The sequence below is a fragment of the Bradyrhizobium sp. CCBAU 51753 genome, assembly GCF_015291565.1.
Lineage (GTDB): Bacteria > Pseudomonadota > Alphaproteobacteria > Rhizobiales > Xanthobacteraceae > Bradyrhizobium > Bradyrhizobium ivorense.
The window spans coordinates 1,449,930-1,475,622 of sequence record NZ_CP030037.1 but is presented as its reverse complement, the minus strand read 5'-3'; the positions used below and the strand labels follow the sequence as shown (position 1 = coordinate 1,475,622).

At 65.0% G+C, this 25,693-nt stretch carries 22 protein-coding genes; 8 read left to right on the top strand and 14 right to left on the bottom strand.

The features are described 5' to 3' along the window. Window positions 1–166: 166 nt before the first annotated feature. From XH93_RS06770 to XH93_RS06760, 3 genes are all read left to right on the top strand, one after another. Window positions 167–1,369: an IS4 family transposase gene (locus tag XH93_RS06770; protein ID WP_194472911.1), complete on the top strand. Its 1,203-nt coding sequence runs from the start codon at window positions 167–169 to the stop codon at window positions 1,367–1,369. A 356-nt stretch (window positions 1,370–1,725) separates the two neighbouring features. Then, window positions 1,726–3,333 (top strand): MDR family MFS transporter, encoded by a 1,608-nt coding sequence (locus XH93_RS06765; RefSeq protein WP_194472910.1) that lies wholly within the window; start codon window positions 1,726–1,728, stop codon window positions 3,331–3,333. 31 nt (window positions 3,334–3,364) lie between these two features. Further along, the gene (locus tag XH93_RS06760) at window positions 3,365–3,823 is read left to right on the top strand and encodes a carboxymuconolactone decarboxylase family protein (RefSeq protein WP_194472909.1); all 459 of its coding nucleotides are present in this window, start codon (window positions 3,365–3,367) and stop codon (window positions 3,821–3,823) included. 171 nt (window positions 3,824–3,994) lie between these two features. On the opposite strand, the gene XH93_RS06755 is transcribed toward XH93_RS06760, so the two are convergent. From XH93_RS06755 to XH93_RS06725, 7 genes are all read right to left on the bottom strand, one after another. Further along, window positions 3,995–4,855, bottom strand: coding sequence for a D-amino-acid transaminase (locus XH93_RS06755; RefSeq protein WP_194472908.1), 861 nt, complete (start codon window positions 4,853–4,855; stop codon window positions 3,995–3,997). 236 nt (window positions 4,856–5,091) lie between these two features. After that, entirely contained in the window at window positions 5,092–5,823 is a 732-nt protein-coding gene (locus tag XH93_RS06750) for an amino acid ABC transporter ATP-binding protein (protein ID WP_194472907.1), read from the bottom strand. Between the two features lie 255 nt (window positions 5,824–6,078). After that, complete coding sequence (locus tag XH93_RS06745; protein ID WP_194472906.1) at window positions 6,079–6,771, bottom strand: amino acid ABC transporter permease; 693 nt, start codon at window positions 6,769–6,771, stop codon at window positions 6,079–6,081. A 2-nt stretch (window positions 6,772–6,773) separates the two neighbouring features. Further along, a complete protein-coding gene (locus XH93_RS06740; RefSeq protein WP_139480744.1) occupies window positions 6,774–7,505 on the bottom strand; it encodes an amino acid ABC transporter permease in 732 nt (243 codons plus the stop codon). A gap of 281 nt (window positions 7,506–7,786) precedes the next feature. Continuing rightward, a complete protein-coding gene (locus tag XH93_RS06735) occupies window positions 7,787–8,704 on the bottom strand; it encodes an amino acid ABC transporter substrate-binding protein (protein WP_139480745.1) in 918 nt (305 codons plus the stop codon). Then, window positions 8,701–9,597 carry an alpha/beta fold hydrolase gene (locus XH93_RS06730; RefSeq protein ID WP_194472905.1) on the bottom strand — a complete coding sequence of 299 codons (897 nt, stop codon included), beginning with the start codon at window positions 9,595–9,597 and terminating at the stop codon, window positions 8,701–8,703. Before XH93_RS06730 ends, XH93_RS06735 begins: the two co-directional genes overlap by 4 nt. Then, the gene (locus tag XH93_RS06725; protein ID WP_194472904.1) at window positions 9,594–10,010 is read right to left on the bottom strand and encodes a hypothetical protein; all 417 of its coding nucleotides are present in this window, start codon (window positions 10,008–10,010) and stop codon (window positions 9,594–9,596) included. The genes XH93_RS06730 and XH93_RS06725 overlap by 4 nt, the downstream gene beginning before the upstream one ends. A 378-nt stretch (window positions 10,011–10,388) precedes the next feature. Here XH93_RS06725 and XH93_RS06720 point away from each other — a divergent pair, with 378 nt between their 5' ends. The 3 genes from XH93_RS06720 to XH93_RS06710 all read left to right on the top strand — a co-directional run bounded on the left by XH93_RS06720 (window position 10,389) and on the right by XH93_RS06710 (window position 13,564). Beyond that, entirely contained in the window at window positions 10,389–11,354 is a 966-nt protein-coding gene (locus XH93_RS06720) for a tripartite tricarboxylate transporter substrate binding protein (RefSeq protein WP_194472903.1), read from the top strand. Window positions 11,355–11,559: 205 nt separating this feature from the next. Further along, on the top strand, window positions 11,560–12,045 hold the full coding sequence (locus XH93_RS06715; RefSeq protein ID WP_194472902.1) for a tripartite tricarboxylate transporter TctB family protein: 486 nt from the start codon (window positions 11,560–11,562) through the stop codon (window positions 12,043–12,045). Window positions 12,046–12,055: 10 nt separating this feature from the next. Next, on the top strand, window positions 12,056–13,564 hold the full coding sequence (locus tag XH93_RS06710; RefSeq protein WP_194472901.1) for a tripartite tricarboxylate transporter permease: 1,509 nt from the start codon (window positions 12,056–12,058) through the stop codon (window positions 13,562–13,564). A 377-nt stretch (window positions 13,565–13,941) separates the two neighbouring features. On the opposite strand, the gene XH93_RS06705 is transcribed toward XH93_RS06710, so the two are convergent. The 3 genes from XH93_RS06705 to XH93_RS06695 all read right to left on the bottom strand — a co-directional run bounded on the left by XH93_RS06705 (window position 13,942) and on the right by XH93_RS06695 (window position 17,829). Then, a complete protein-coding gene (locus XH93_RS06705) occupies window positions 13,942–14,787 on the bottom strand; it encodes an IclR family transcriptional regulator (protein WP_139863530.1) in 846 nt (281 codons plus the stop codon). 162 nt (window positions 14,788–14,949) lie between these two features. Next, complete coding sequence (locus XH93_RS06700; protein WP_194472900.1) at window positions 14,950–16,236, bottom strand: MFS transporter; 1,287 nt, start codon at window positions 16,234–16,236, stop codon at window positions 14,950–14,952. 207 nt (window positions 16,237–16,443) lie between these two features. Then, the gene (locus XH93_RS06695; RefSeq protein WP_194472899.1) at window positions 16,444–17,829 is read right to left on the bottom strand and encodes a M20 family metallopeptidase; all 1,386 of its coding nucleotides are present in this window, start codon (window positions 17,827–17,829) and stop codon (window positions 16,444–16,446) included. Between the two features lie 206 nt (window positions 17,830–18,035). On the opposite strand from XH93_RS06695, the gene XH93_RS06690 reads away from it, so the two are divergent. Continuing rightward, window positions 18,036–19,403, top strand: coding sequence for an LLM class flavin-dependent oxidoreductase (locus XH93_RS06690; RefSeq protein ID WP_194472898.1), 1,368 nt, complete (start codon window positions 18,036–18,038; stop codon window positions 19,401–19,403). Window positions 19,404–19,589: 186 nt separating this feature from the next. Here XH93_RS06690 and XH93_RS06685 read toward each other — a convergent pair whose 3' ends face one another. The 3 genes from XH93_RS06685 to XH93_RS06675 form a co-directional block, all read right to left on the bottom strand. Further along, on the bottom strand, window positions 19,590–21,254 hold the full coding sequence (locus tag XH93_RS06685) for a thiamine pyrophosphate-binding protein (RefSeq protein ID WP_194472897.1): 1,665 nt from the start codon (window positions 21,252–21,254) through the stop codon (window positions 19,590–19,592). 146 nt (window positions 21,255–21,400) lie between these two features. Continuing rightward, window positions 21,401–21,919, bottom strand: coding sequence for a GFA family protein (locus tag XH93_RS06680; protein WP_246799497.1), 519 nt, complete (start codon window positions 21,917–21,919; stop codon window positions 21,401–21,403). Between the two features lie 230 nt (window positions 21,920–22,149). Continuing rightward, window positions 22,150–23,277: an alkene reductase gene (locus XH93_RS06675; protein WP_194472896.1), complete on the bottom strand. Its 1,128-nt coding sequence runs from the start codon at window positions 23,275–23,277 to the stop codon at window positions 22,150–22,152. Window positions 23,278–23,386: 109 nt separating this feature from the next. Between XH93_RS06675 and XH93_RS06670 the strand changes: the two genes are divergently transcribed. After that, window positions 23,387–23,770 carry a winged helix-turn-helix domain-containing protein gene (locus XH93_RS06670; RefSeq protein ID WP_139858857.1) on the top strand — a complete coding sequence of 128 codons (384 nt, stop codon included), beginning with the start codon at window positions 23,387–23,389 and terminating at the stop codon, window positions 23,768–23,770. Between the two features lie 295 nt (window positions 23,771–24,065). On the opposite strand, the gene XH93_RS06665 is transcribed toward XH93_RS06670, so the two are convergent. Then, complete coding sequence (locus XH93_RS06665; protein ID WP_139480766.1) at window positions 24,066–25,562, bottom strand: aldehyde dehydrogenase family protein; 1,497 nt, start codon at window positions 25,560–25,562, stop codon at window positions 24,066–24,068. Window positions 25,563–25,693 lie beyond the last annotated feature (131 nt).

Genomic DNA, 25,693 nt, shown 5'->3' with positions numbered 1-25,693 from the left:
TTGTAGTCTGGCTCGGAAGCTGACTCTCTATGGGCGAGATTCGCATACGGGAGGGAGCCATGGAGCTGAGCCTGGGAGATTTTGGGGACGAGCGCCTGGCAAAAGGGGGGCCTTTTTGTATGGGCGCCTTGTTGGATACGGTGGCGGGAGTGTCAGCGTCAGGCGGTTGGGCGGTGACCGCGCCGGCGAGATGCGGATTACGCGGTTCCTGCACAATCCGAAGGTGACGCTCGGCACGATGATGTCGGCGGCGCGAGTGCGCACTTGCAGTCAGGTCGGCGGGCGGCACGTGCTCGCCATTCAGGACACGTCGGCCCTGCGGGTGGACGAGAAGGGCGTGGGGCTGTCCTTTCACCCGGTCATCGCGGTGGACGCCAATACGGGAGCGACACTTGGGCTGGTCGACAACCTCTTTCTGACGCGCCAGGGCGGCGAACGCGAGAAGCGCAAACAAAGGACATTTGAGGAAAAGGACAGCCGACGCTGGCTGTCGGGTGCCGAGAGCGCCAGCGCCTTGGCCGAAGCCGGCGCGACCTGCGTCACGGTCGTCGAGGATCGCGAAGGCGACATCTACGAATGCTTCGTCTTCAAGCCGGCCAATGTGGAGAAGCTGGTGCGCGCCGCTCAGGACCGCAGCCTCGTCGATGGAGGCTTGCTGTTCGCCAAGGCCGAGGCGTGGGACGAAGCTGGCCGCATGACGGTGGAGTTGCCGGCTGCGCCCGGCCGAAAAGCTCGCAAGGCCGAGTTGTCCATCAGATTTGGCAAGGTGGAGATCAAGCGGCCGAAACATCATGCGGCCAGCGGCGGGCTGCCTGCAGCCATCAGCGTGACACTCGTTATCGGCCGCGAGATTGATCCTCCTGAAGGAGAGGATCCGGCGCTGTGGTTCCTGCTCACCACCCATCAGGTCAACGACATTGCCGATGGGCGTCGGATCATTGGCTTTTATCGTTTGCGCTGGACCATCGAACAACTGTTCCGCACGATGAAGACCAAGGGCTTCGATGTCGAGGCCCTGCGGCAGGAGCAGGACGGACCGCTCGAAAAGCTCGTCACGGTCATTCTGATCGCTGCGATCAAGGTGATGCAGCTCGTGGCTGAGCGCGACGGCGAAACCAAGCGCCCGCTCCATGACGTCTTTGATCCCGACGACCGGCCCGTCTTGGAGCGGGTCTGCCAAACCCTCGAAGGCAAGACCGCCAAGCAGAAGAACCCGCATCCTAAAGGCTCGCTCGCCTATGCCGCGTGGGTCTTCGCAAGGCTCGGTGGTTGGACCGGCTACTACGGAAAGCCAGGCCCCATCGTCATGCTCACAGGCCTCACTCAGTTCCACGCCATCAAGCATGGGTGGAGCCTCCGAGACGTGTGAATCTCGTAGCCTTGCGGGGGAGGGTTGGGGAGAGGGGTGCCGCTTGCGCTGACGTCGGACGCATCGCGCGAACACTGGTGCCGAGAGTCACGCGTCGGCAAGATTGGGATAGCTGGCGCAAATCTCTGATGTCAGCGCCCGGGGTACCCCTCTCCCCACCCTCTCCCGCAAGGGGAGAGGGAGCCTGAGGAATGTGCTCACCTCACCACGCATTGAGGGAACAGCATCGCAACGCAGCGCCGGCTGCTCGCCGCGCGCCGATTATCAATCGCTGCCTGACAATCCTTCCAATCTTTCCCGGATTATCGAAAACGGCCGCCTAATGCATCCTCGCGATGCAAGCCAGGACAAATCCGATGACCGCGCTCAACCCTGCCGCAAATGCCGCCACCCTCACCTCGCCCGCCACACCGGTCGCGCCCGCGGTGCCGGCAAAAGTCTGGATCGCGGTGGTTGGCGCCAACCTCGGCGCGTTCATGGCGGTGCTCAACATCCAGATCGTCAACGCCTCGCTGGCCGACATTCAGGGCGCGATCGGCGCCGGCATCGATGACGGCGGCTGGATCTCGACCTCCTATCTCATCGCCGAGATCATCGTGATCCCCTTGAGCGGCTGGCTCGCCCAGGTGTTCTCGGTGCGCGTCTATCTGCTCACCAATGCGCTGCTGTTCCTGCTGTTCTCGGCGGCCTGCGCGCTGGCGCAAAACCTGCCGCAGATGATCGTGCTGCGCGCCATCCAGGGGTTTTCCGGCGGCGTGCTGATTCCGATGGCGTTCACGCTGATCATCACGCTGCTGCCGAAAGCCAAGCAGCCGATCGGGCTCGCGCTGTTCGCGCTGTCGGCCACCTTCGCGCCGGCGATCGGCCCGACCATCGGCGGCTATCTCACCGAGAACTGGGGCTGGGAGTACATCTTCTACGTCAACCTGGTGCCGGGCGCGATCATGGTCGGCATGCTGTACTTCTCGCTCGAATCGAGCCCGATGAAGCTGTCGCTGCTCGCGAAGGGCGACTGGCCCGGCATCATCACGATGGCGATCGGGCTTGCCGCGCTGCAGACCGTGCTCGAGGAAGGCAACAAGGACGACTGGTTCGGCTCGCCCTTCATCGTCAGGCTGTCGGTGATCGCCGCCGTCGCGCTGGCCGCGTTCCTGGTGATCGAGTTCACCGTGAAAAAGCCGCTGCTCAATCTGCGCCTGCTCGCCCGCCGCAATTTCGGCTTCGGCATGCTGGCGAACTTCCTGCTCGGCATCGCGCTGTACGGCTCGGTGTTCATCCTGCCGCAATACCTGGCGCGCATCCAGGGCTACAACGCCGAACAGATCGGCCTGGTGCTGGCCTGGACCGGCTTGCCGCAGCTGCTGCTGATCCCGCTGGTGCCGCGGCTGATGCAGCGCTTCGATGCCCGTATCCTGATCGGCATCGGCTTCGTGCTGTTCGCCGTCTCCAACTTCATGAACATCACCATGACCAATGATTACGCGACGGACCAGCTGTTCTGGCCCAACATCGTGCGCGCCATCGGCCAGGCGCTGGTGATGGCGCCGCTGTCGGCGGTGGTGACCGGCGGCGTCGAGGTCGAGAATGCAGGCTCCGCCTCCGCGCTGTTCAACATGATGCGCAATCTCGGCGGCGCGGTCGGCATCGCGCTATTGCAGACGCTGCTGACCAAGCGCGAGCAGTTTCACTCCAACGTGCTGACCCAGCAGGTCTCGCTGTTCGATCCGGCGACCCGCGCGCGGATTTCGCAGCTGACCCAGTACTTCATGAATCACGGCATCGCCAACCAGCTCGACGCCACCAGCCGCGCCTTCGTCGCGATCGGCAAGATCGTGCAGAAGCAGGCCTACATCCTCGCCTTCAGCGACACCTTCTATCTGCTCGGGGTCGCGCTGATCGTGGCGCTGATCGCGGGCCTGTTTTTGAAGAAGCCCGGCCAGCTCGCCGGCGGCGGCGCGCACTAACCATCATTCAACACACCAAAGGAGAACGACGATGAAACCCCGCATGAACTTCTACCAGGCTGCCCCCGAGACCATCAAAGCGCTGGTCGCGGTGGAAAGTCAGATCAGCGCAAGCGGCCTCGAGCAGTCGCTGATCGAGCTGGTGAAGACCCGGGCGTCGCAGATCAACGGCTGCGCCTACTGCATCAACATGCACACCGAGGACGCCCGCAAGCACGGCGAGACCGAGCAGCGGCTCTATCTGCTCAACGCCTGGCGCGAGTCGCCGCTCTATTCCGAGCGCGAGCGCGCCGCGCTGGCCTGGACCGAGGCGCTGACGCTGGTCGCGGAAACCCATGCGCCCGACGCCGATTACGAGGCCGTGCACGCCGCGTTCTCCGAACCTGAGCTGGCCAATCTGACCATGCTGATCGGCACCATCAACGCCTGGAACCGGATCGCGATCGCCTTCCGCGCCGTGCATCCGGTGAAGGTGAAGGTGGCAGCGTGAGCATAAAGCGCAATCTCTCACCGTCATCCTGAGGTGCGAGCCTTGCGGCGCAATTGCGCCGCTGGGCGAGCCTCGAAGGATGAACGGCCCCGCTGGCGGCCGTCGACCCTTCGAGGGCCGCTGAAGAAGCGGCCACCTCAGGGTGACGGTGAGAGGGCGTTGTTCGGGCAGCTAAACCGCGGTCGCCTTGGCGAACTCGACGTAGATCTCGCGCAGGCGGGCGGTCATCGGGCCGACCTTGCCGTTGCCGACCTCGCGGCCGTCGATCTTGACCACGCCCTGCACGAACACCGAGGCGCTGGTGGTGAAGGCTTCCTTGGCGGCGAGCGCTTCGGCCACGGTGAAGGCGCGCTCCTCGATGCGGAGCTGGCGTTCCTCGGCGAGCTTGACCACGGCCTTGCGGGTGCAGCCCGGCAAGATCTCGTTGCCGTTCTGCCGCGTCACGATGACGTCGTCCTGGGTGACGATGAAAGCCGAGGACGAGCCGCCCTCGGTGACCTTGCCGTCCTCGATCATCCAGGCCTCGCCGGCGCCGGCTTCGGCGGCGGCCTGCTTGGCCAGCACCTGCGCCAGCAGCGCCACGCTCTTGATGTCGCGGCGCTCCCAGCGGATGTCGGGCACCGTGATGACGTTGATGCCGGCCTTCGCCGAGGGCGCGTTGATGATGTCCTTTTCCGAGGTGAACATGATCAGGGTGGGCTTGACGTCGGCCTTCGGGAAGGCGAAGTCGCGCCCGGTGTCGGCGCCGCGGGTGACCTCGAGATAGACCATGCCGTTGACGAGGTTGTTGCGCTTGACCAGCTCCTTCTGGATCTCCTCGATCCGCTCCAGCGTCTCCGGCAGCTTGAGCTTGATCTCGCCGACCGAACGCTCCAGCCGCGCCAGATGCGAGGCGTTGTCGATCAGCTTGCCGTCGAGCACCGCGGCGACCTCATAGATGCCGTCGGCGAACAGAAAACCGCGGTCGAACACCGAGACCTTGGCCTCGGAATGCGGCACATACGAGCCGTTGACGTAAGCGATCTTTTCCAAGCTGGTTCTCCTGCGGACGAAGGGCTGGTTTCAGGCCTTCGTATACGCAAATTGCGCGCGGTGATAAAGCCTCCGCGGCCGTCATTCCGGGGCGCGCCGGTTGGCGCGAACCCGGAATGACGAGGGTTAGAGCATCATTGCCAGCGCAGCGAAGCAATCCATGCCTCCGCACACGCGGCCCGATGGATTGCTTCGCTGCGCTCGCAATGACGTGGAGGGGCCGGTGTGACCTCAGCCTAGTGCTGCAAAATCTTCGACAAGAACTTCTGCGCGCGGTCGCTGCGGGGCTGGCCGAAGAAGTCGGCCTTCTTGGCGTCCTCGACGATCTCGCCGCGGTCCATGAAGATGACGCGGTCGGCGACCTTGTTGGCAAAGCCCATCTCGTGGGTGACCACCATCATGGTCATGCCCTCGCGGGCGAGGTCGACCATGACGTCGAGCACCTCGCTGATCATCTCGGGATCGAGCGCCGAGGTCGGCTCGTCGAACAGCATCGCGATCGGATCCATCGCCAGCGCGCGTGCGATGGCGACGCGCTGCTGCTGGCCGCCGGACAATTCCGCCGGAAACTTTTTGGCGTGATCCTTCAGCCCGACCCGCTCCAAGAGCTTCATGCCCTTGGCCAGCGCGTCCTCATGCTTGCGGCCGAGCACCTTCTCCTGCGCGAGGCAGAGATTGTCGACGATGCGCAGATGCGGAAACAGCTCGAAGTGCTGGAACACCATGCCGACCCGCGAGCGCAGCTTCGGCAGGTCGGTCTTGGGGTCGTTGACCTTGATGCCGTCGAGAATGATCTCGCCGCCCTGGATCGGCTCCAGCGCGTTGACGCATTTGATCAGGGTCGACTTGCCCGAGCCGGACGGGCCGCAGACCACCACCACCTCGCCCTTGGCGACGCTGGTGGTGCAGTCCTTCAGCGCCTGAAAGCTCGGCCCGTACCATTTATTGACGTGATTGATCTCGATCATGATGGCTCAACGGTTGCAGCGAAAACGGTCGAACACCTCTCCCACCCAACTCGGGTTTACCCGAGTTGGGCAACTAAAATTGTCGAAGTCGGATATATCCGACTTCGATGGGAGAGGTCGGCGCGAAGCGCCGGGTGAGGGGTTACGGTCTACGGATGGAACGAAACCCCTCACCCGGATCGCTGACGCGATCCGACCTCTCCCTATGGGAGAGGTGAAGGGCACCGCCGGTGCAAAGTCGGCTGACATTATCGGCTACCGAACGATGGCGATGCGCGACTGCAGGCGGCGGACGCCGTAGGACGCGACACAGGAAACGACGAAGTAGACCAGCGCGGCAAACAGATACATCTCGACCAGGCGGCCGTCGCGCTGCGCCACCTTGCTGGCGGCGCCGAGGAAGTCCGGGATCGAGAGCACGTAGACCAGCGAGGTGTCCTGGAACAGCACGATGGTCTGGGTCAGCAGCACCGGCAGCATGTTGCGGAACGCCTGCGGCAGCACGACGTAGCGCATGGTCTGCGCGTAGGTCAGGCCGAGCGCGCTGGCCGCGGCGGGCTGGCCGCGCGAGATCGACTGGATGCCGGCGCGCATGATCTCGGAGAAATACGCCGCCTCGAACGCGATGAAGGTGATCAGCGAGGAGGCGAAGGCGCCGACCGAAATGGGGCGCGACGCGCCGGTCAGCCACTGCCCGATATACGGCACCAGGAAGTAGAACCAGAAGATCACCAGCACCAGCGGCAGCGAGCGGATGAAGTCGACATAGATGCCGGCGATACGCCCGAGCGTTTTGTAACCCGACAGCCGCATCAGGGCGATCAGCGTGCCGAACACCAGGCCGCCGAAGGCCGCGAGTGCCGTCAGTGTCAACGTGAAGCGCATCCCCTCGAGGAACAGATAGGGCAGCGAGCGGCGGATGACATCGAGGTCGAAACTGCCGAGCATCGTCATTTCCCCGAAATGTAGCCGGGGATCGCGACATAGCGCTCGAGCAGGCGCATCCCGGTCACCACGACGAAATTGAGGAGCAGATAGAGCACGGTCGCCGCGGTGAACGCCTCGAACACCTGGAAGGAGAACTCCTGCATCGAGCGCGCCTGCCCGGTCAGTTCGATCAGGCCGATGGTGATGGCGACCGCGGTGTTCTTGATGGTGTTGAGAAACTCGGAGGTCAGCGGCGGCAGGATGATGCGGAACGCCATCGGCAGCAGCACGTAGCGATACATCTGCACCGTGGTGAGGCCGAGCGCGGTCGCGGCCTGCTTCTGCCCGCGCGGCAGCGAGCCGATGCCGGCCTGCAATTGCACCGCGACGCGCGCCGACATGAACAGGCCGACGCCGATCGCCGCAGTCCAGAACGGCGCGTTCGGCAGTTGCTTCAGCCACAGCCCGGCGGCCCTCGGCAGCAATTCCGGCAGCACGAAGAACCACAGGAACAGCTGCACCAGCAGCGGCATGTTACGGAAGAACTCGACGTAAGCGAAGCCGATCCAGGACGCGGTCCGCGACGGCAGCGTGCGCAGCACGCCGATCACCGAGCCTGTGACCAGCGCGATGATCCAGGCCAGCAGCGACGTCTTGACGGTGACCACCAGTCCCGCCAGCAACAGGTCGAGATAGGTGCCGGTCCCCATCGGGTTCGGCTCAAGGAAGATGTGCCAATTCCAGTTGTAGTTCACAGGTCCCCCGCGCAGCCGCGCCGATCACGCATGACGGCGGCTTCCGTGCAGCAAGTGCACATCTGCCGCCACTATGCAAATGTCCGGCCATTCTCCTCCAAAAATGACCGGACCTGCTTATTTTTCGGATCGTCAGCCCAAGAAGGTTGTCGACCCATGCATCCCCGTCATTGCGAGGAGCGAAGCGACGAAGCAATCCATGTTTCCGCGTGCTCGGTGAGAATGGATTGCTTCGCTTCGCTCGCAATGACGTCAGAGAGCCGCGATTTGCGCTCTCGCCCTTAGTTCACCAGATACGCATCCGGATCCGGCGAGTCCGACGGCTTGGCAAGCTGCTTCTTCATCTCCGGTCCGAGCGGCACGTTGAGATTGAGGCCCTTCGGCGGGATCTTCTGGGTGAACCACTTGTCGTAGATCTTCTGGCCCTCCGCGCTGGTGTAGAGCGCGGCGGTGGCGGCGTCGACGACCTTCTTGAACGGCGCGTCATCCTTGCGCAGCATGATGCCGTAGGGCTCCGGCTTGGAGAACGCGTCCTTGGAGATCACGTAGTCGTCCGGCGCCTTCGAGCCGGCAACGAGGCTCGCCAGCAGAATGTCGTCCATCACGAAGGCGACCGCGCGGTCGGTCTCGACCATCAGGAAGGCCTCGGCGTGATCCTTGGCCGGGATGATGTTGACGCTCAGCCCGCGCGCGAGGTTGGCCTCGGTGAGCTGCTTGATGTTGGTCGTGCCGGCGGTCGAGACCACCGTCTTGCCCTTCAGGTCGTCGATCGAGTTGATCTTGCTCGCCTTCTTCGTGACGTAGCGGCTCGCGGTCAGGAAGTGGGAGTTGGTGAAGGAGACCTGCTTCTGGCGCTCGGCATTGTTGGTGGTCGAGCCGCATTCGAGGTCGACGGTGCCGTTGGCCATCAGCGGGATGCGGGTCGCCGAGGTGACCGGATTGAGCTTGACCTCGAGCTTGTCGAGCTTGAGCTCCTTCTTGATGGCGTCGACGATCTTGTAGCAGATGTCCATGGCGTAGCCGATCGGCTTCTGGTTGTCGTCGAGATAGGAGAACGGGATCGAGGAATCGCGGTAGCCGAGCGTGATCGCGCCGGTGTCCTTGATGTTCTTCAGCGTGCCGGTCAATTCCTGGGCCTGCGCCTGGCCCGCGCCGAGCGCGGCGGCGAGCGCGAAGCCGATCAGATATTTGCGTGTCATGCGTCTACTCCTTGCGTGGAAACGGTCGATGTGTGTGTGAGAATGTCGGCGAGGACAGGTGCGATGTAGCGGCGAAACTGATCGGGATTCTCGCTCATCGGAAAATGACCGAGCTTCTCCATGATCGTGACGCTGGCGCCCCCTATTGCCGCTGCCGTCCGCCTCGTGTCCTCAGGCGTGCAGGAGAAATCATACTCGCCCGTGAGCAGATAGAGCCTGCATACTTTAGTATCGATTGACCCGACCCGGCCGCGCAGGTCGCCGTCGACACGGTAGAAATACAGGTCGCCCTTGAACACGCCGGGGCCGCCCTGCTTGTAAGCCCACAGCGTTTCCATCCGCGCGTGATCGGGACTTTGCGGCGCGATCAGCCCCGAGACCAGCGCGGCGCAGACTTCGCCGCCGTGCACGTCCGGGCGGTTCAGCCAATCCGTATCGTACCACGGCGCCTGGAAGTCGGCAGCCTCGAGCCCGATCAGCGCGCGGAATTCGGCAGCGTGTTCGATCGCAAGGTTGAGCACGATGCGGCCGCTGATCGAGCAGCCCATCACGACCGGCTTCTCCAGGCGGAGCGCATGGCAGAAGGCGCGGATGGTTTCGGTGTAGCGCGCAGTGGTGAGCTGGTATTCATCGCCGGTCCAGCTTTTCGGCGGATTCGACTTGCCATGCCAGGGCATATCGAAGGCAATGATGCGGAAATTTGCAGCAAATTCGCTGTCCGCGAGCAGATGCCGCCACTGCCGCGCATCGGAGCCCGCGGTGTGCAGGCAGACCAGCGGAATGCCTTTGCCGTGCTCCTCGAAATAGATGCGGTGCGCTTCGCCGCCGATCGCGACGTGAACGTAGCGGCCGACCATCGGCTCGATCTGGCCGTGCTCAATGCGACGGCTCATGGTGCAGCCACCGCGAATTGCTGCCGCGGCAGCGCCAGCAGATCCTTGAAATACTGCAGATGCGTCATGAAGGGATAAAGATCGCCCTCCAGCACCGCCTCGCCGCGCTTGGTCAGCGCCAGCAGATCGTGCCAGCCGGGTTTGGGCTCGGCCTGCCAATAGGCCGCCCAAGCCTGCGGCGTGGCGCGGTAGCCGAAGCGCCAGGAGCGCATCAGGCGCGGCGCCGCGGTGAATTCGACGATGCGGCCGGCCCGGATCGCGGCGTGAAACGGCTGCTCCATCGGTCCGATCAGGCAATCGCAATCGAGCCGCCGGCCGCGCTCGACCAGCCCCGGCGCCCGGTCGAGCAATGCGGGAAGGCCGGCAAACACCCTGATGACGGCGTCGTCGGTGGCGTCGGGCGATGGCGTCATCGGTCGGACAGCATTCCTGCGTTGGAACGACCCATGATGACCGGAAGCGTGGGCTCTCGCAAGGTGCCCATGCCCTTGGGTTCCCTGGATTATTCGCTTGACCAAACGCGGCACCCGGGTCATGGCGCGGCCCCCCGAGGACCGCCCTGCGCGGTCTCCGCCATGCCCGTCGATCGGCGCAAATGCCGGGCTAATTCCGCGCCTCGGCACATCGCGGCAGACCAATTGTCGCAGCTGCGGCTCCGCGGCGAATTCGGCCTTCCGTTGCCCGCCGCGTTCTGTCCAATGCGGCTTGTGTCCCTGCGATGACGGGGATCATCCTCACCACTGAACAAGACCGGCGCGCGACGCAACGCGGCCACAAGGGAGAGACCAAGAATGTCCCAGCGCAATCGTTTGATGGTCCTGCTCGCCGCCGCCGGCATGCTGCTCTCGGCTGTGGCGCACGCCCAGGATTATCCGACCAAGCCGATCACGCTGATCGTGCCGTGGCCGGCCGGCGGCTCGACCGACATCTCGATGCGTGCGATCGCCGACAGCGCCTCGAAGGTGCTGGGCCAGCCCGTCACCATCGACAACAAGGCGGGCGGCGGCGGCACCGTCGGCCCCGCCACGATGGCCGCGACCGCCAAGCCCGACGGCTACACCATCGCGCAGCTGCCGATCACCGTGTTCCGCCTGCCGCTGATGCAGGAAGTGTCCTGGGATCCGGCGAAGGACTTCTCCTACATCATCCACCTCACCGGCTACACCTTCGGCGTCACTACCAGCGCAGAGTCGCAGTTCAAGACCTGGCAGGACGTGATCGACTTCGCCAAGAAGAACCCCGGCAAGGTGACCTATGCGACGCCGGGCACCGGCACCTCGCTGCATATCGGCATGGAGCAGATCGCCGCGATGGCCGGGATCAAGCTGACCCAGGTGCCGTTCAAGGGCGGCGCCGAGACCAACGCCGCGGTGCTGGGACAGCACACCATGCTGCAGGCCGATTCCACCGGCTGGCGGCCGCTGGTCGATGCCGGCAAGCTCAAGCTGTTGATGGTGTGGACCGGCGCGCGCTCGCCGAACTATCCCGACGTGCCGACGCTGAAGGAGCTCGGCTATCCCATGGTCTACGACTCGCCGTTCGGCATCGCAGGCCCCAAGGGCATGGACCCCAAGATCGTCGCCAAGCTGCACGACGCCTTCAAGAAGGCGCTCGAGGACCCGGCGGTGATCGCGACGCTCGCCAAATACGATATGGTGCCGAACTACAAGAACACCGAGGACTACAAGAAGTTCGTGGTCGAGGTCACCGAGTCCGAGCGCAAGGTGATCGACACGCTCGGGCTGGCGAAGAAGTAGGGCGCGGCTGACGGCCGTGCCGCCATCAGCTTCCGTCATTGCGAGGAGCGTTGCGACAAAATTGCAAAGCAATTTTGCGCTGTAGCGACGAAGCAATCCATCCTTCCGCATGCGCGGTGACAATGGATTGCTTCGCTTCGCTCGCAATGACGGGGATAGATCAATGCCCAAACCCAACGGGTGGGCGATTTCCGAAGGCATTCCCATGAGTGACCAAACCAACGTCAAACTCCGCCTCAACAACTCCGAGCTCTGGGGCGGGCTGATCGGGCTTGCGCTCGGCGTCTTCGTGATCTGGTCGGGCCTGAAGCTGAAGCTCGGCACCATCAACGATCCCGGCTCCGGCTATGTGCTGTTCTATACCGGCATCCTGATGTGCGCCTTCGCAGCCTCGATCATCGTCTCCGCAGTCACCGAGGGCGGGCCGAGTTTCGCCTCGCGCTGGGAGCATGCGCGCTGGAGCAAGCCGGTGCTGGTGATCGCCTGCCTGACCGCGTTCGCCTTTGCGCTGGAGCCGCTCGGCTTCCTGCTCTCGGCGATCCCGCTGATGCTGCTCCTGCTGCGCCTGATCGATCCGGTGCGCTGGTCGGTGGCGATCCCCATCGCGATCCTGGCGCCGCTCGGGATGTGGTGGATGCTGAAGCACCTGCTGTCCATTCAGTTGCCCCACGGCATGTTCGAGATCGGCTGAGGCGCGGCCCATGGATACCCTTGCCAACGTCGCTCACGGCCTCGGCGTCGCGCTGCTGCCGATCAACCTGCTCTACTGCTTCATCGGCGTGTTCATCGGCACGCTGGTCGGCGTGCTGCCCGGCATCGGCCCGATCTCGGCGATGTCGCTGCTCTTGCCGGTGACGCTGTCGGGCACGCCCGAGTCCGGCATCATCATGATGGCCGGCATCTATTACGGCTCGATGTATGGCGGCTCGACCACCTCGATCCTGGTCAACATCCCCGGCGAAGCCGCTTCCGTCGTCACCTGCATCGACGGCCACCAGATGGCCAAGCAAGGGCGCGCCGGCCCGGCACTCGGCATCGCCGCGTTCGGCTCGTTCATCGCCGGCACTTTCTCGCTGATCGCGCTGATGCTGGTGGCGCCCTCGCTCGCCGGCATCGCGATCGCGTTCGGCCCGGCCGAATATTTCAGCCTGATGGTGCTCGGCCTCGTGGTGCTCACTTTCCTCACGCAAGGCTCGATGGCCAAGGCGCTGCTGATGGCCTGCATCGGCGTCGTGCTCGGCCTGGTCGGGCTCGACAGCATCACCGCGCAGCCGCGGCTGACGTTTGGCCGCATCGAGCTGATCGACGGCATCGGCCTCGTGCCTGTGGTGATGGGTCTGTTCGGCGTCGCCGAGGTGCTGCTCAACACCGAGCAGGCGATCAAGCGCGACATCATCAACACCAAGATCACCCAGCTCTTGCCCAACAAGGAGGACTGGAAGGCCAGCGCCGGGCCGGTGACGCGCGGCACCCTGCTCGGCTTCTTCCTCGGCATCCTGCCGGGCGGCGGCGCCGTGGTGGCGTCGTTCGCGTCCTATGCGCTGGAGAAGCGGCTCTCGAAACATCCCGAACGCTTCGGCCATGGCGCGATCGAGGGCGTCGCGGGGCCGGAGTCGGCCAACAATTCCGCGGCCGGCGGCGCCTTCATTCCGCTGATGACGCTCGGCATCCCGCCGAACGTGGTGATGGCGCTGTTGCTCGGCGCCTTCGTGATCCACGGCCTGCAGCCCGGACCGCTGCTGATCTCGCAAAACCCCGGCCTGTTCTGGGGCATCGTCGCCAGCATGTATATCGGCAATCTGATGCTGCTGGTGCTCAATCTGCCGATGATCGGGATGTGGGTGCAGCTGCTGCGGCTGCCCTACAACGTGCTGTTCCCGCTGATCATCCTGTTCACCATCATCGGCGTCTACTGCTCCAGCAACAACGTGTTCGACGTCCATGTGATGATCGCGTTCGGCGTGATCGGCTATTTCATGCGCAAGCTCGGCTACGAGCCGGCGCCGCTGGTGCTCGCCTTCGTGCTCGGACCGATGCTGGAGAACAATCTGCGCAAGTCGCTGATCCTCTCCCAGGGCAATCTCATGACCTTTGTGGAGCGGCCGATCTCCGCAGTCTGCCTCGCCTTCGCCGCGCTGCTGCTGATCGGCCCGCTGCTGCCGGCGCTGCGCAAGAAGCGCGACCTGGTGGCGCTGGACGAGGGGGCTTGAGACGCGGCGTCGTCTATCCACTCCCTCTCCCCGTTCTTTACGGGGAGAGGGTCGGGGTGAGGGGCTGCTTCGGCGAGTCGTGGACGCGGTGAGACCTGTACCCCCTCACCCGGATCGCATCTGGCGATGCGATCCGACCTCTCCCCGCAAGCGGGGAGAGGTGAAAAAGAGCCTGCGCTCGCGTCGACGCCGCTGCCGCGCCGCCGGCGGTCTGCTCCCTCTCCCCGTTCTTCACGGGGAGAGGGTTGGGGTGAGGGGCTCTCTCCGCGTAGACGGTGACAATCGGACTCGCGGAACTCCCCCTCACTCGGATCGCATCTTCGATGCGTTCCGGCCTCTCCCCGCGCGCGGGGAGAGGCGAAGCAAGCGGCGCCGCCTCAGCCCACCTTCCCGCCGCGCCCGTTCTTCGGCGCCTGGGCCATTGCGCGGGCCAGCACCTGGGCTTCCTTCTTCAGCATCTCGGCAAGCTCGGCCTCGCGGCGGCGGATGCGGTCGGACGCGGCACCGATCGAGAGCGCGGCGACCACCTCGCCGGTTTCGTCGCGGACCGGGACGCCGACGCCGCCCATGCCGGGAAACGCCGCGTCGATCAGCACGGTGTGACCGGCCTTGCGCGCGGTCGCGATCTTCTCGCGCAGGAATTTCGGCGTGATCCGCGGCGATTTCGCCAGCCGCGGCACGATCACCTCGATCACTGCCTCGATCTCCGCGTCCGGCAGCCAGACCAGGAGCGCCAGCGCCCCGGCGCCGACGCCGAGCGGACGGCGGCTGCCGATCTGCAGATAGTTCGGCTGCAGCGGATTGCTGCCGACCGAGCGTGCGAGATAGAGCGCCTCGACGCCGGAGCGCACCGACAGCAGCGCGGTGTCGGCGGAACGCTCGGACAGCCGCAGCAGGCTCGGCTGCGCCAGCTCAGCGATGTCGACCGAACGTCGCGCGCCGACCGCCATCACCCGCGCCTCCTGGCCGAGCTCGTAGGTCTTGGCGCCGGTGACCCGGCTGACGAAGCCCTCCTCGATCAGCGAGTTGAGGATGCGCAGCGCGGTCGCCTTGTTCAGCGAGGTGGCGTCCGCAATGTCGGTGAGCCGCAGCGGCGAGCGCTGCGCCAGCACGCGCAGCACCGCACAGACTTTCTGGATGGCGTTGAACTTGTCGGCTTGGCCGGGCTCCGGCAGCGGCCGCTTCCGGGCTGCCCGTGCGGTCGCAGTCGTGGACGCGTTCATGCCTGCCTCAATCGCCGATCGTGATCAGCCGCCATCCTAGAGCGGACGGCGGCGACGGCACATCGTATACTTTCGTCAGGTGAAACTTTGATTTCAACTATCTACGCTGCTTTGCAGCAATTCGATGCAGCGAATTTCGTGATGCGAAATCCGCAGCATGATCTACGCGAGCCGCATCCTGCGGATCGTGAACAACGTGCACAGGCTGAGGATGCAGACCGCGGTGAGATAATAGCCCGGCGCGAGATCGCCGATCGGTGCAAAGAGGCCCATCCAGGTCATGATCGCCGGCCCCATGCCGCCGAACACGGTGACGCCGATATTATAGCTGAGGCCGAGCCCGGTGGCACGCGTCGCCGGCGGAAACAGTTCCGACATCAGCGCGGCCAGCGGCCCGTAATACAGCGACTTGAGCATGCCGAGCCAGAGCACGCCGAGCAGCACGATTATCGGCGTCGGATTGCCGGTGAGCAGCAGGAAGGCCGGGAAGATCGACACCAAGAGCAGCAGCGCAAAGATGATCATGTGCGTGGTGCGGCCGATCCGGTCGGAGACGAGGCCCGCGATCGGCGCCAGGATCGCGACCGCGGTCTGCGCCACCAGCGAGGCGACGAACCCGACCGACGGCGCCATGTGCAGCTTCTGCACCACATAGGTCGGCATGTAGACGATCAGATAGTTCACCGCGGTCGACACCGCGAGCGCGCCGATCGCCAGAATGGTGGCGAGCTTCTGCCGCGTGAACAGCTCGACGACGGGCGATTCCTGCTTGGTTGCCGGCGGCGGCGTGGCGTCGTCGACATGGTTGCGGATGTAGATGCCGACCGGGCCGATCAGCACGCCGACCAGGAACGGCAGCCGCCAGCCCCAGGATTGCAGATCCTCCGGGCTCATGACCGTGGTCAGCAGCGCGCCAAAGCCTGCCCCTAACAGGCCGCTGACGCCCTGGCTCGCGAACTGCCAGCTCGCGACGAAGCCGCGCCGCTCCGGCATGTGTTCGACCAGGAACGCGGTCGATGAGCCGAACTCGCCGCCGGCCGAAAAGCCCTGCACCAGCCGCGCCAGGATCACCGCGATCGGCGCCACGATGCCGATGCTCTGATAAGTCGGCATCACCGCCAGCGCCAGCGTGCCGAAGGTCATCAGCACGATCGAGGCCATCAGCGAGGCCTTGCGGCCATGCCGGTCGGCATAGGCGCCAAGCAGCACGCCGCCGATCGGGCGGATCATGAACGACAGGCCGAAGGTGCCGAAGGTCAGCAGCAGCGAGGTGGTCGGATCATTGGCGGGGAAGAACGCCTTGGAGAGATAGACCGCGAAATAGGCATAGACCGAGATGTCGTACCATTCGAGCGCGTTGCCGACCGAGGTCGCGACGATCAGGCGGGTGATGTTTTTCTTATCGACCGTAGCTGCGCGCTGCGCGTCTGCGGACGTTGATAGTGTCATTGTGTTTCCTTTGCCGACTTCAGCGTCGATCCATCCGTTCGTCATGCCCGGGCTTGACCCGGGCATCCACGTCGTCCCCGTCATCCTGAGGTGCGAGCCCTTGCGAGCCTCGAAGGATGCACGGCCCGGCTGGTGGCCGTCGATCCTTCGAGGCTCGCCGAAGAGGCTCGCACCTCAGGATGACGGGGAACGGGCGAGCCTAGCTCCTCACCCCTTATGCTTTGCTTCACCGAGGTCCCAGAACAGGCCGGCCATGATGGTCAGCGCCTCCTCGGTCACCGGCAGCAGGATGTGTTCGTCGGGGGCGTGCTGCGAGCAGCCCGGATAGGAGTGCGGCACCCAGATCGTCGGCAGCCCAAGGCCCTCGGAGAACACGTCGTTGGGCAGCGAGCCGCCGAAATTCGGCAGCACCGCGGGCGCCTTGCCGGTGGTGGCGCGGATCGAATTGGCCGCCCAGTCGATCCAGGGACTGTCCATGTCGGTGCGCGACGCGCCAAAACGCTGCGCGCCTGATACCTCGACCATCGGAAATCCGTTCTTGTGCAGATAGTCGCGCACCGCGTCGATCACTTCGAGATACTTGGTGCCGACGACGAAGCGGAGCTGCAGCACCGCGTTGGCCTTGCCGGGAATCGCATTGGCCGGCTTGTCGATATTGCCTGACGACATCGCCAGCACTTCGAGCGTGTTCCAGGCATAGAGCCGCTCGGCCGGGGTCAGGCCTTCCTCGCCCCAATCCTCGGCGAGCTGCGGTTCATCGGCGGACGGTTCGATCTTGACGTCGGCGAGCGCGGCGCGGACGCGATTGGAGATCGGCGGCGGCTTCATGATCTCGAGCTTCATGCGGCCCTTGCCGTCGACCAGGCTGGCGATCGCATTGCAAAGGATGGTCGCGGGATTGGCGAGCACGCCGCCCCAATTGCCGGAATGGTTGCCGCCATCGCGTAAGTTGACGTCGAGATGGATGCGGTTGCCGCCGCGGCAGCCGAGGAAGATGGTCGGCCGCTCCGCCGACAGCCGCGGCCCGTCGGAGGCGATGAACAGATCGGCCTTCAGCTCCTCGCGATGCGCCTCGCAGACCTCGCGCAGATCGGGCGAGCCGATCTCCTCGCCGGTCTCGATGATGAATTTTGCGTTAAAGCCGAGCTTGCCGCCGCGCGCCTGCTTCACCGCGCGCAGCGCCGCCATGTTGATCGAGTGCTGGCCCTTATTGTCGGCAGTGCCGCGGCCATAGACGCGCTCGCCCTTCACCGTGGTCTGCCACGGATTGAGGTTGTCGCGCCATTCGCCGACCATGCCGTCGACGACATCGCCATGGCCGTAGGTCAGGACGGTCGGCCGCGCGGCATCTTCCTGGTAATCGGCGATCAGATAGGGCCCGCGGCCGGTCGGCGATTCGATCAGGCGGGTCTTGAAATCGAGCTCGGCGAAGGCCGGCTGCAGGTTTTCGACCAGATAGGCGCGCAGCGCGTCGGCCTTGTCGGCGTTCAGGCTCTCGGTCTGGTAGCCGACCCTGCGGTTCAGCTCCTGCAAAAACTGCCCCGATTGAAAATGCTCTCGCACATTTGCGATTGCGTCGGCCCGTGTCGCCATGATTGTCCCTTCAGCGAGTCAGATTCGAGCATGATCTTTCCGGATCGTGCTTCCAGAGAGCGGCAACCTATCGGGATCGGATCGCGACCGGAAGGGCGCGAAACGCGAATGGGCCTTGCCAAAACGTGGGGAGTGGCAACAAGTTGCACACGGGGAAGCCCGGCATTCGACCGGGCATCAATTGAAGCGGCGCGCAAGGTTTCACAATGACAAAACAGATCCGGCTCAACGCCTTTGCCATGAACTGCGTGGCGCATCAGTCACCGGGGCTGTGGACCCATCCGCGCGACCGCACCAAGGACTACAACACGCTTGGCTACTGGACGGATCTCGCGAAGACGCTGGAACGCGGCCGGTTCGACGGCCTGTTCCTTGCCGACGTGCTCGGCGTCTACGACGTCTACGCGGGCAGTCCGGATGCCGCACTGCGCAACGCGGCGCAGACGCCGGCCAACGAGCCCTTGATGCTGATCCCGGCGATGGCCGCGGTGACGCAAAATCTCGGCTTTGGCGTCACCAGCAACCTCTCGTTCGAGCCGCCCTACCCGTTCGCGCGGCGGATGTCGACACTCGACCATCTGACCGGCGGCCGGGTCGGCTGGAACGTGGTCACCGGCTATCTCGATTCGGCCGCGCGCGGCGCCGGCAAGGACAAGCAGACCGCGCATGACGACCGCTACGAGCTCGCCGACGAATATATGGAGCTGGTCTACAAGCTCTGGGAAGGCAGCTGGGAGGACGACGCCGCGGTCCGCGACGTCGCGCGCGGCCTGTTCACCGATCCTGCGAAGGTGCATCCGGTGCGCCACGAGGGCAAGAACTACCGGCTCAACGCCATCCATCTCTCGGAACCCTCGCCGCAGCGCACGCCGGTGCTTTACCAGGCCGGCACCTCGCCGCGCGGCCGCGAGTTCGCCGCCGAGCATGCCGAATGCGTCTTCATGTCGGGACCGTCGGCCAAGGTGATCGGCCCGCGGGTGTCGGCGATCCGCGAGCTCGCCGCCCAGAAGGGCCGCAACCCGGCCGAGATCTTGATGTTCTCGATGATGTGCATCGTGGTCGCGCCGACCGAGGCGGAGGCGAAAGCGAAATACGCCGAGTATCGCAGCCACATCAGCCATGAGGGCGCGCTGGCGCTGATGTCGGGCTGGACCGGCGTCGACTTCTCGACCTACTCGCTCGACCAGGAGGTGCGGCACGTGCAGAACGACGCTGGCCGCTCCGCGATGGACAACGTCACCCGCGCCGACCCCGACCGGGTCTGGACCGTGCGCGAGGTCGCCGAGCATGTCGGCATCGGCGGCGCCGGTCCGGTGGTGGTCGGCTCGCCCGAACAGGTCGCCGACAAGATCGAGCAGTGGTTCGAGGACACCGACGTGGACGGCCTCAACGTCGCCTTCGCGATTTCGCCCGGCGACTTCGAGGACATCGCCGACATGCTGGTGCCGGAACTGACGAGGCGCGGCCGCTACAAGCGCGAGTATGCGAAGGGCACGCTGCGGGAAAAACTGTTCGGCGCAGGACGCGCGCGGCTCGACGGCACGCATCCGGGGAGCCGGTATCGGGTGAAGTGAACTGGGTAGGGTGAGTAGCGAACCTCTTCACCCGTCATCCTGAGGCGCGAGCTCTTGCGAGCCTCGAAGGATGCACGGCCCGGCTGGTGGCCGTCGACCCTTCGAGGGCCGCTGAAGAAGCGGCCGCCTCAGGGTGACGGTGGAAAAGTCAGGGTGACGGTGCAAGAGTGAGCGCGCGGCGCGAACTCAATTCACCGCATTGCTCACCACCACCTCGATCAGCTTCGCGCCCGGGCGGCTGAAGGCGGACTGCATCACGCCCTTCAGCTCCTGCGGATCGGTGACCTTGATCGCCTCGAGGCCAAGCGACCTTGCCATGCCGGTGAAATCGACCGGCGGATCGATGAAATCCATGCCGACGTAGTTGTCGTCGCCATGGAAGGCGAGCAGGCGCTGCTTGATGATGCGGTAGCCGCCATTGTTGACGATGACGAAGGTGAGCGGCAGCTTGTGGTTGGCCGCGGTCCACAACGACTGGATCGAATACATCGACGAGCCGTCGCCGGAATAGCAGACCACCGGTCGCTGCGGATTGGCGAGGCTGACGCCGACCGCGGCCGGCAGGCCCCAGCCGATGCCGCCGGAGGCCAGCGCGTGGTAGCCGTAGCGGTCGCGGTGTGGCCTGAGGCCGATGATCTGGCGCGACGAGGTCAGGCCCTCGTCGACCAGGATCGCGTTGTCGGGCATTGCCTCGACGACTTGCAGCGCCAGCCAATCCGGATCGATCGGCGATGTGTGGCTGGACTTCGCGATCTGCTCGACCAGCGCTTTGCGCTTCGCCGCCCAGTTCTTCGTCGACAGCGCAGAGAGCCCTTGCTTGGCGCGCGTTTCCAGCGCGGCGCCCCCCGCCGCTTTCAGCGCCGGCACCAGCGCGCGCAGCGTCTCCTTGACGTCGGCCTTGACCGCGATCTCGGCGCCGTAGTTGCGGGCGAGATCGTTGTCGACCAGCCCGACCTGCACGATCGACACGCCCTCCGGCAGCGGATCGACCTCGCTATAGACCGACATCCGCAGCGGATCGCCGCCGAGCGCGATCAACAGATCATGCGGCGCCAGCACGTCGCGCGCGACCTTCTGCAGCCGCGCGATCGCGCCCATGAAGCACGGGCTTTCCGAGAGGAAATGCGCGCCATAGGGCGTCGGCGATTGCCAGGCCGGGCAGCCCAGCGTCTCGGCGAGGTCGGCCGCCTCGCGCAGCGCGTCGCTTTTCACGATCTCGTCGCCGACCACGATCACCGGACGCTCCGCCTTCAGGATGCGCGCGGCCAGCGCCTTCAGCGACTCGTCCGACGGCTTGACGCTTGTATCGATGCGGGTGGAGCGGCCGAGCTCGATGCCGGCTTCGGCGTTGAGGATGTCGCCGGGCAGCGAAATGAACACCGGCCCGGTCGGCGGCGTGGTCGCGATCTTGGCGGCGCGGCGCACGATCCGCGGCAGGTCTTCCAGGCGCGTGACCTCGACCGCCCATTTCACCAGCGGTGCCGCCATCTGCAGCAGCGGGCCGAACAGCACCGGCTCGGTCAGGCCGTGGCCCTGTTCCTGCTGGCCGGCGGTGAGGATCAGCGGCGTGCCGGTGAAGCTCGCATTGTAGAGCGAGCCCATCGCATTGCCGAGGCCGGGCGCGACGTGAACGTTGCAGGCGACCAGTCTGCCGGAAGCACGGCTGAAACCGTCGGCCATCGCGACCACCAGACTCTCCTGCATCGCCATCACATAGGTGAGGTCGGGATGATCCTTCAGCGCGTGCATGATCGGCAGCTCGGTGGTGCCGGGATTGCCGAACAGATGGGTGACGCCCTCGTCCTTCAGCAGCGCCAAGAATGCCGAGCGTCCGGTAATGCGGTTCTTCATGTTTCCTCCGGGCCGGTCAGCGCGTTGGCCGACGGGACGCGGCAGATGACCAAACTTGCGCAGCGGGAGCAATCGAGCGCGCGGTCATGGCTGCATTCCGCAGGCGCGCGTCTGACGCTTGGCTTTTGATCAAATCGGAAAACGTCCTAGAACATTCCCTCGCGATCGCCGCGCTTCTTCTTTTTCGAGCGCTGCCAGACCACGCCGGGATAGCCTTTCAGCGGCACCAGCGGCTCGCCGGTGTAGGCCCATTCCTGCAGCTCCTCGATCGCGATGTGATAGAGCGGCTGCCGCCCGGTGCGGCCCGAGAACAGCGCACGGGGGATGTTGACCATGTGCGGCGAACGCGCGCGTTCATAAGCGATCGGCGTGCCGCAATTGGCGCAGAAGCTGCGCGCGGTCTTGGTTTTCGGATCCTCGTAGCGCGAGAGCCCGCTCTCACCTTGCGTGATGCGGAACCGCTTGCGCCAGCTGCCGACATAGGTGGCGTAAGCGGCGCCATGGGCGCGGCGGCTGGCGGCGGTGTGGTCGTGCCAGGCCCAGCGCGCCGGCACGTCGATCTCGAAGCGGATTTTGCCGCACAGGCATTGGCCCGCGGCCGGCTTTGCGAGGGCCACGGGTTTCGGCTTTTTGGCGGGTGAGAAATCTTCGTCTTCCGGAAACATCGGTCGCTCCATTTCCCACCGTCATTGCGAGCGAAGCGAAGCAATCCATCGACCGGCGTATGCGGTGCGATGGATTGCTTCGTCGCTTCGCTCCTCGCAATGACGAGGATGCAGTCATTGTAGCCCGGATGCAGCGAAGCGAAATCCGGGGGCGGTCGATCCGCGGATGCAGAGGTCCCGGATTACGCTACGCTTCATCCGGGCTACGAAGCTCCGACGAAGCTACGAGATCACGCCTGTTCCAACTCGTCGTGCACGGGATAATCCGTGTATCCCTTCTCCTCGCCGCCATAGAACGTCGCGCGGTTGTACGGCGTCAGTCTGTGGCCGTGCTGCAGGCGGCGCGGCAGGTCCGGGTTGGAGATGAAGTAGCGGCCGAAGGCGATCGCGTCGGCGTGGCCTTCGGCGACGGCGCGCTGCGCGCTGTCGCCGGTGAAATTGCCGGCGGTCACCAGCACGCCGCTCCACATCGGGCGGTACAGCACCATCGCCGACGGCACGTTCTTCCAGTCGACGTCGGCGCGGCCGGTGCCGGAGGCGCGCGGCTCGATGAAGTGCAGATAGGCGAGCCCGAGCTTGTCGAGCGATCTGATGGCGTGGCTGTAGAGCGGCATCGGGTCGGCCTCGCCGCTGCCGTTGGCGATGCCGTAGGGCGACAGCCGCACGCCGACGCGATTCGCACCCCAGACCTCGGTCACCGCCTGCGTCACCTCCATCAGGAAGCGGACGCGGTTCTCGATCGAGCCGCCATATTGATCGGTGCGCTGATTGCTGCGCGACTGGAGGAACTGCTCGATCAGATAGCCGTTGGCGCCGTGAATCTCGACGCCGTCGAAGCCGGCGGCCAGCGCATTCTTGGCGCCCTGCCGGTAGGCGTCGATCATCAGCGGGATCTCGTGGGTTTCGAGCGCGCGCGGCGTCTCGTAGTCGACCACCTTGCCGTCGGCCGTGAGGCACCTGAACTCGGGCGAGATCGCCACCGCGGAGGGCGCCACCGGCAACGCGCCGCCGGGCTGGAACGAGGAATGCGAGACGCGGCCGACGTGCCAGAGCTGCAGGAAGATCAGGCCGCCCTTGGCATGCACGGCATTCACGACTTCGCGCCAGCCCGCGACCTGGGCTTCGCTGTAGATGCCGGGAACACCGGGATTGCCGAACCCGGTCGCGACCACCGGCGAGGCCTCCGCGATCAGGAGCCCGCCGGGCGTGGCGCGCTGCGCGTAATATTCCGCATTCAGCGGCCGCGGCGCGAGAGATGGCCGCGCCGCCCGCAGCCGCGTCAGCGGCGCCATCACGACGCGATGCTTGAGCTCGTACGGCCCGACCTTGAGCGGAGAGAACAGCGACGGAGGATTCATGCCTGCCCCGGATATTGTTGTGTGACTTTGCGTTATCTAGTGGCTTCATCTTGTTCGCAAAAGCGGTTAGTGGCAATCTCATCACCAGTTGCGCGAGAGCACATCTTCCATGCCGAAACCGGGCGTCAGATCGCTCCCCTCCCTCAGCGTCCGCATCGATCTCGATGCCGAGGACCGGATCGGGCCGGGCAAGATCCTGCTCTTGGAAAACATCCGGGAATGCGGCTCGATCTCCGCCGCCGGCCGCGCCATGGACATGAGCTACAAGCGCGCCTGGGACCTGGTCGACGAGATCAACCGGATCTGCCGCCAGGCCGCGGTGGAACGGCAGACCGGCGGCAAGAACGGCGGCGGCGCGGTGCTGACCCCATTCGGCCTGTCGCTGGTGGCACGCTATCGCAAGATCGAGCGCGACGCGGCGAGCGCCGTGCGCAAGGATCTCGAGGCGCTGCGCAGCGACATCGGCAAGCCGAAGAAGGCGGCGGGGAGGTAAATGGCGGCCGGCGCAGGGGCGCATTGCCAATATGGCGAAAACAACCCCATGCAAAGTAGCCGGCCGGCGCTCGACAAGACCGCTTGACACGTCGGGCAAGTCAGGGGTATTCTTCCAATATTCCGAAATTGTGAGGCGTTGGGGCTGAGGGGCTTTCCTCCGCGAGCACACGCCGATCGTTGGGACCTGTACCCCCTCACCCGGATTGCATCTAGCGATGCAATCCGACCTCTCCCCGCATCCGCCTTCGCCAAGGCTTCGGCGGACAGGGGCGGGGAGAGGTGAAGAAGACCAGCTAGCCGGTCTTGATCCAGACGGCCTTCACGTTGAGATACTCCTCGACGTGCTGCTTGCCGGACTCGCGGCCGTAGCCGCTCATCTTGTAGCCGCCGAACGGCACTGCCGGGTCCATCGCCTGGTAGCAATTGACCCAGACCGAGCCGGCGCGCAGCGCCTTGGCGACCTGGTGTGCCTTGCTGACATTGGTGGTCCAGACGCCGGAGCCGAGCCCGAAAGTGGTGGCGTTGGCGCGCTTGATCAGTTCGTCCGGATCCTTGAACGAGATCGCCGAGATGACCGGGCCGAAGATCTCTTCCTGCGCGATGCGCATGTTGTCCTGCACATTGGCGAACACCGTCGGCTGCACGAAAAAGCCCTTCGACAACGCGCCCTCGGTGAGGCGGCCGCCGCCGGCCACCGCCTTCGCGCCTTCCTTGGTGCCGATGTCGAGATAGCCGGAGACGCGGTCCATCTGCTGCTGCGATACCAACGGACCGATCTGAGTGTTGGGATCGAGGCCGTTGCCGACCTGCAGCTTCTTGCCGAACTCGGCGACGCGGCCGACGAATTCGTCATAGACCTTCTGCTCGACGAACAGCCGCGTGCCGGCGCTGCAGATCTGGCCGGAATTGGCGAACACCGCCATCGCCGCTCCCGGCACCGCCGCATCGAGATCGGCATCGGCGAACACGATGTCCGGCGACTTGCCGCCGAGCTCGAGCGAGACGCGCTTGAGGTTACCGGCCGAGGCGCGGATGATCGATTGGCCCGTGACGTGCGAGCCGGTGAACGCGACCTTGTCGACATCGGGATGCGAGGCGAGCGCCGCGCCCGCGGTCTCGCCATAACCCGGCACCACGTTGACGACGCCGGGCGGAATGCCGGCCTCCATGCAGAGCTCGCCGATGCGCAGCGAGGTCAGCGGCGATTCCTCAGCCGGCTTCAGCACCACGGTGCAGCCGGTCGCGATCGCAGGTCCAATCTTCCAGATCGAGGCGGTCAGCGGCCCGTTCCACGGGATGATGGCGCCGACCACGCCGATCGGCTCCTTCAGCGTGTAGGAGAATATCTCGCCGGGCAGCGAATTCTCGATGGTCTCGCCATGGATCGCGGTCGCCTGCCCCGCGTAATAGCGCAGCATGCCGAGCGAACGCAGCCGGTTGCCGCGGGTGCGGCTGATCGGCGCGCCCATGTCGAGCGTGTCGAGCTGCGACAGCTCCTCGAAATTGGCTTCGACCAGCTCGGCGAGCTTGAGCAGCATGTTCTGCCGCTCGAATGGTTTGACTTTGCTCCACGGCCCCTCGAAGGCGCGGCGCGCGGCGGCAACGGCGCGATTGATATCCTCGGCGTCGCCCTCGGCGACGGTCGCAAGCAGCTCGCCGGTCGCGGGATTGTGCGTTTCGAATTTCTTGCCGGAGGCGGCGTCGACCCATTTGCCGTCGATCAGCATTTTTTTGTAGGAGCCATCGGCATAAGGATGGCGCGTGAGCGGAATAGCCTGCGAAACAGCCATGTTTGCACTCCCTGTAAAATGTCGGCTGAGGTCTTTGGAAGCGTTATATTGCTAATTCTACAGCGCAGATGCGAAACCGTAAAGCCGAGCCCGCGTTGAGGAGAGCAGCGCGCATGAAACTCTCCTATGCG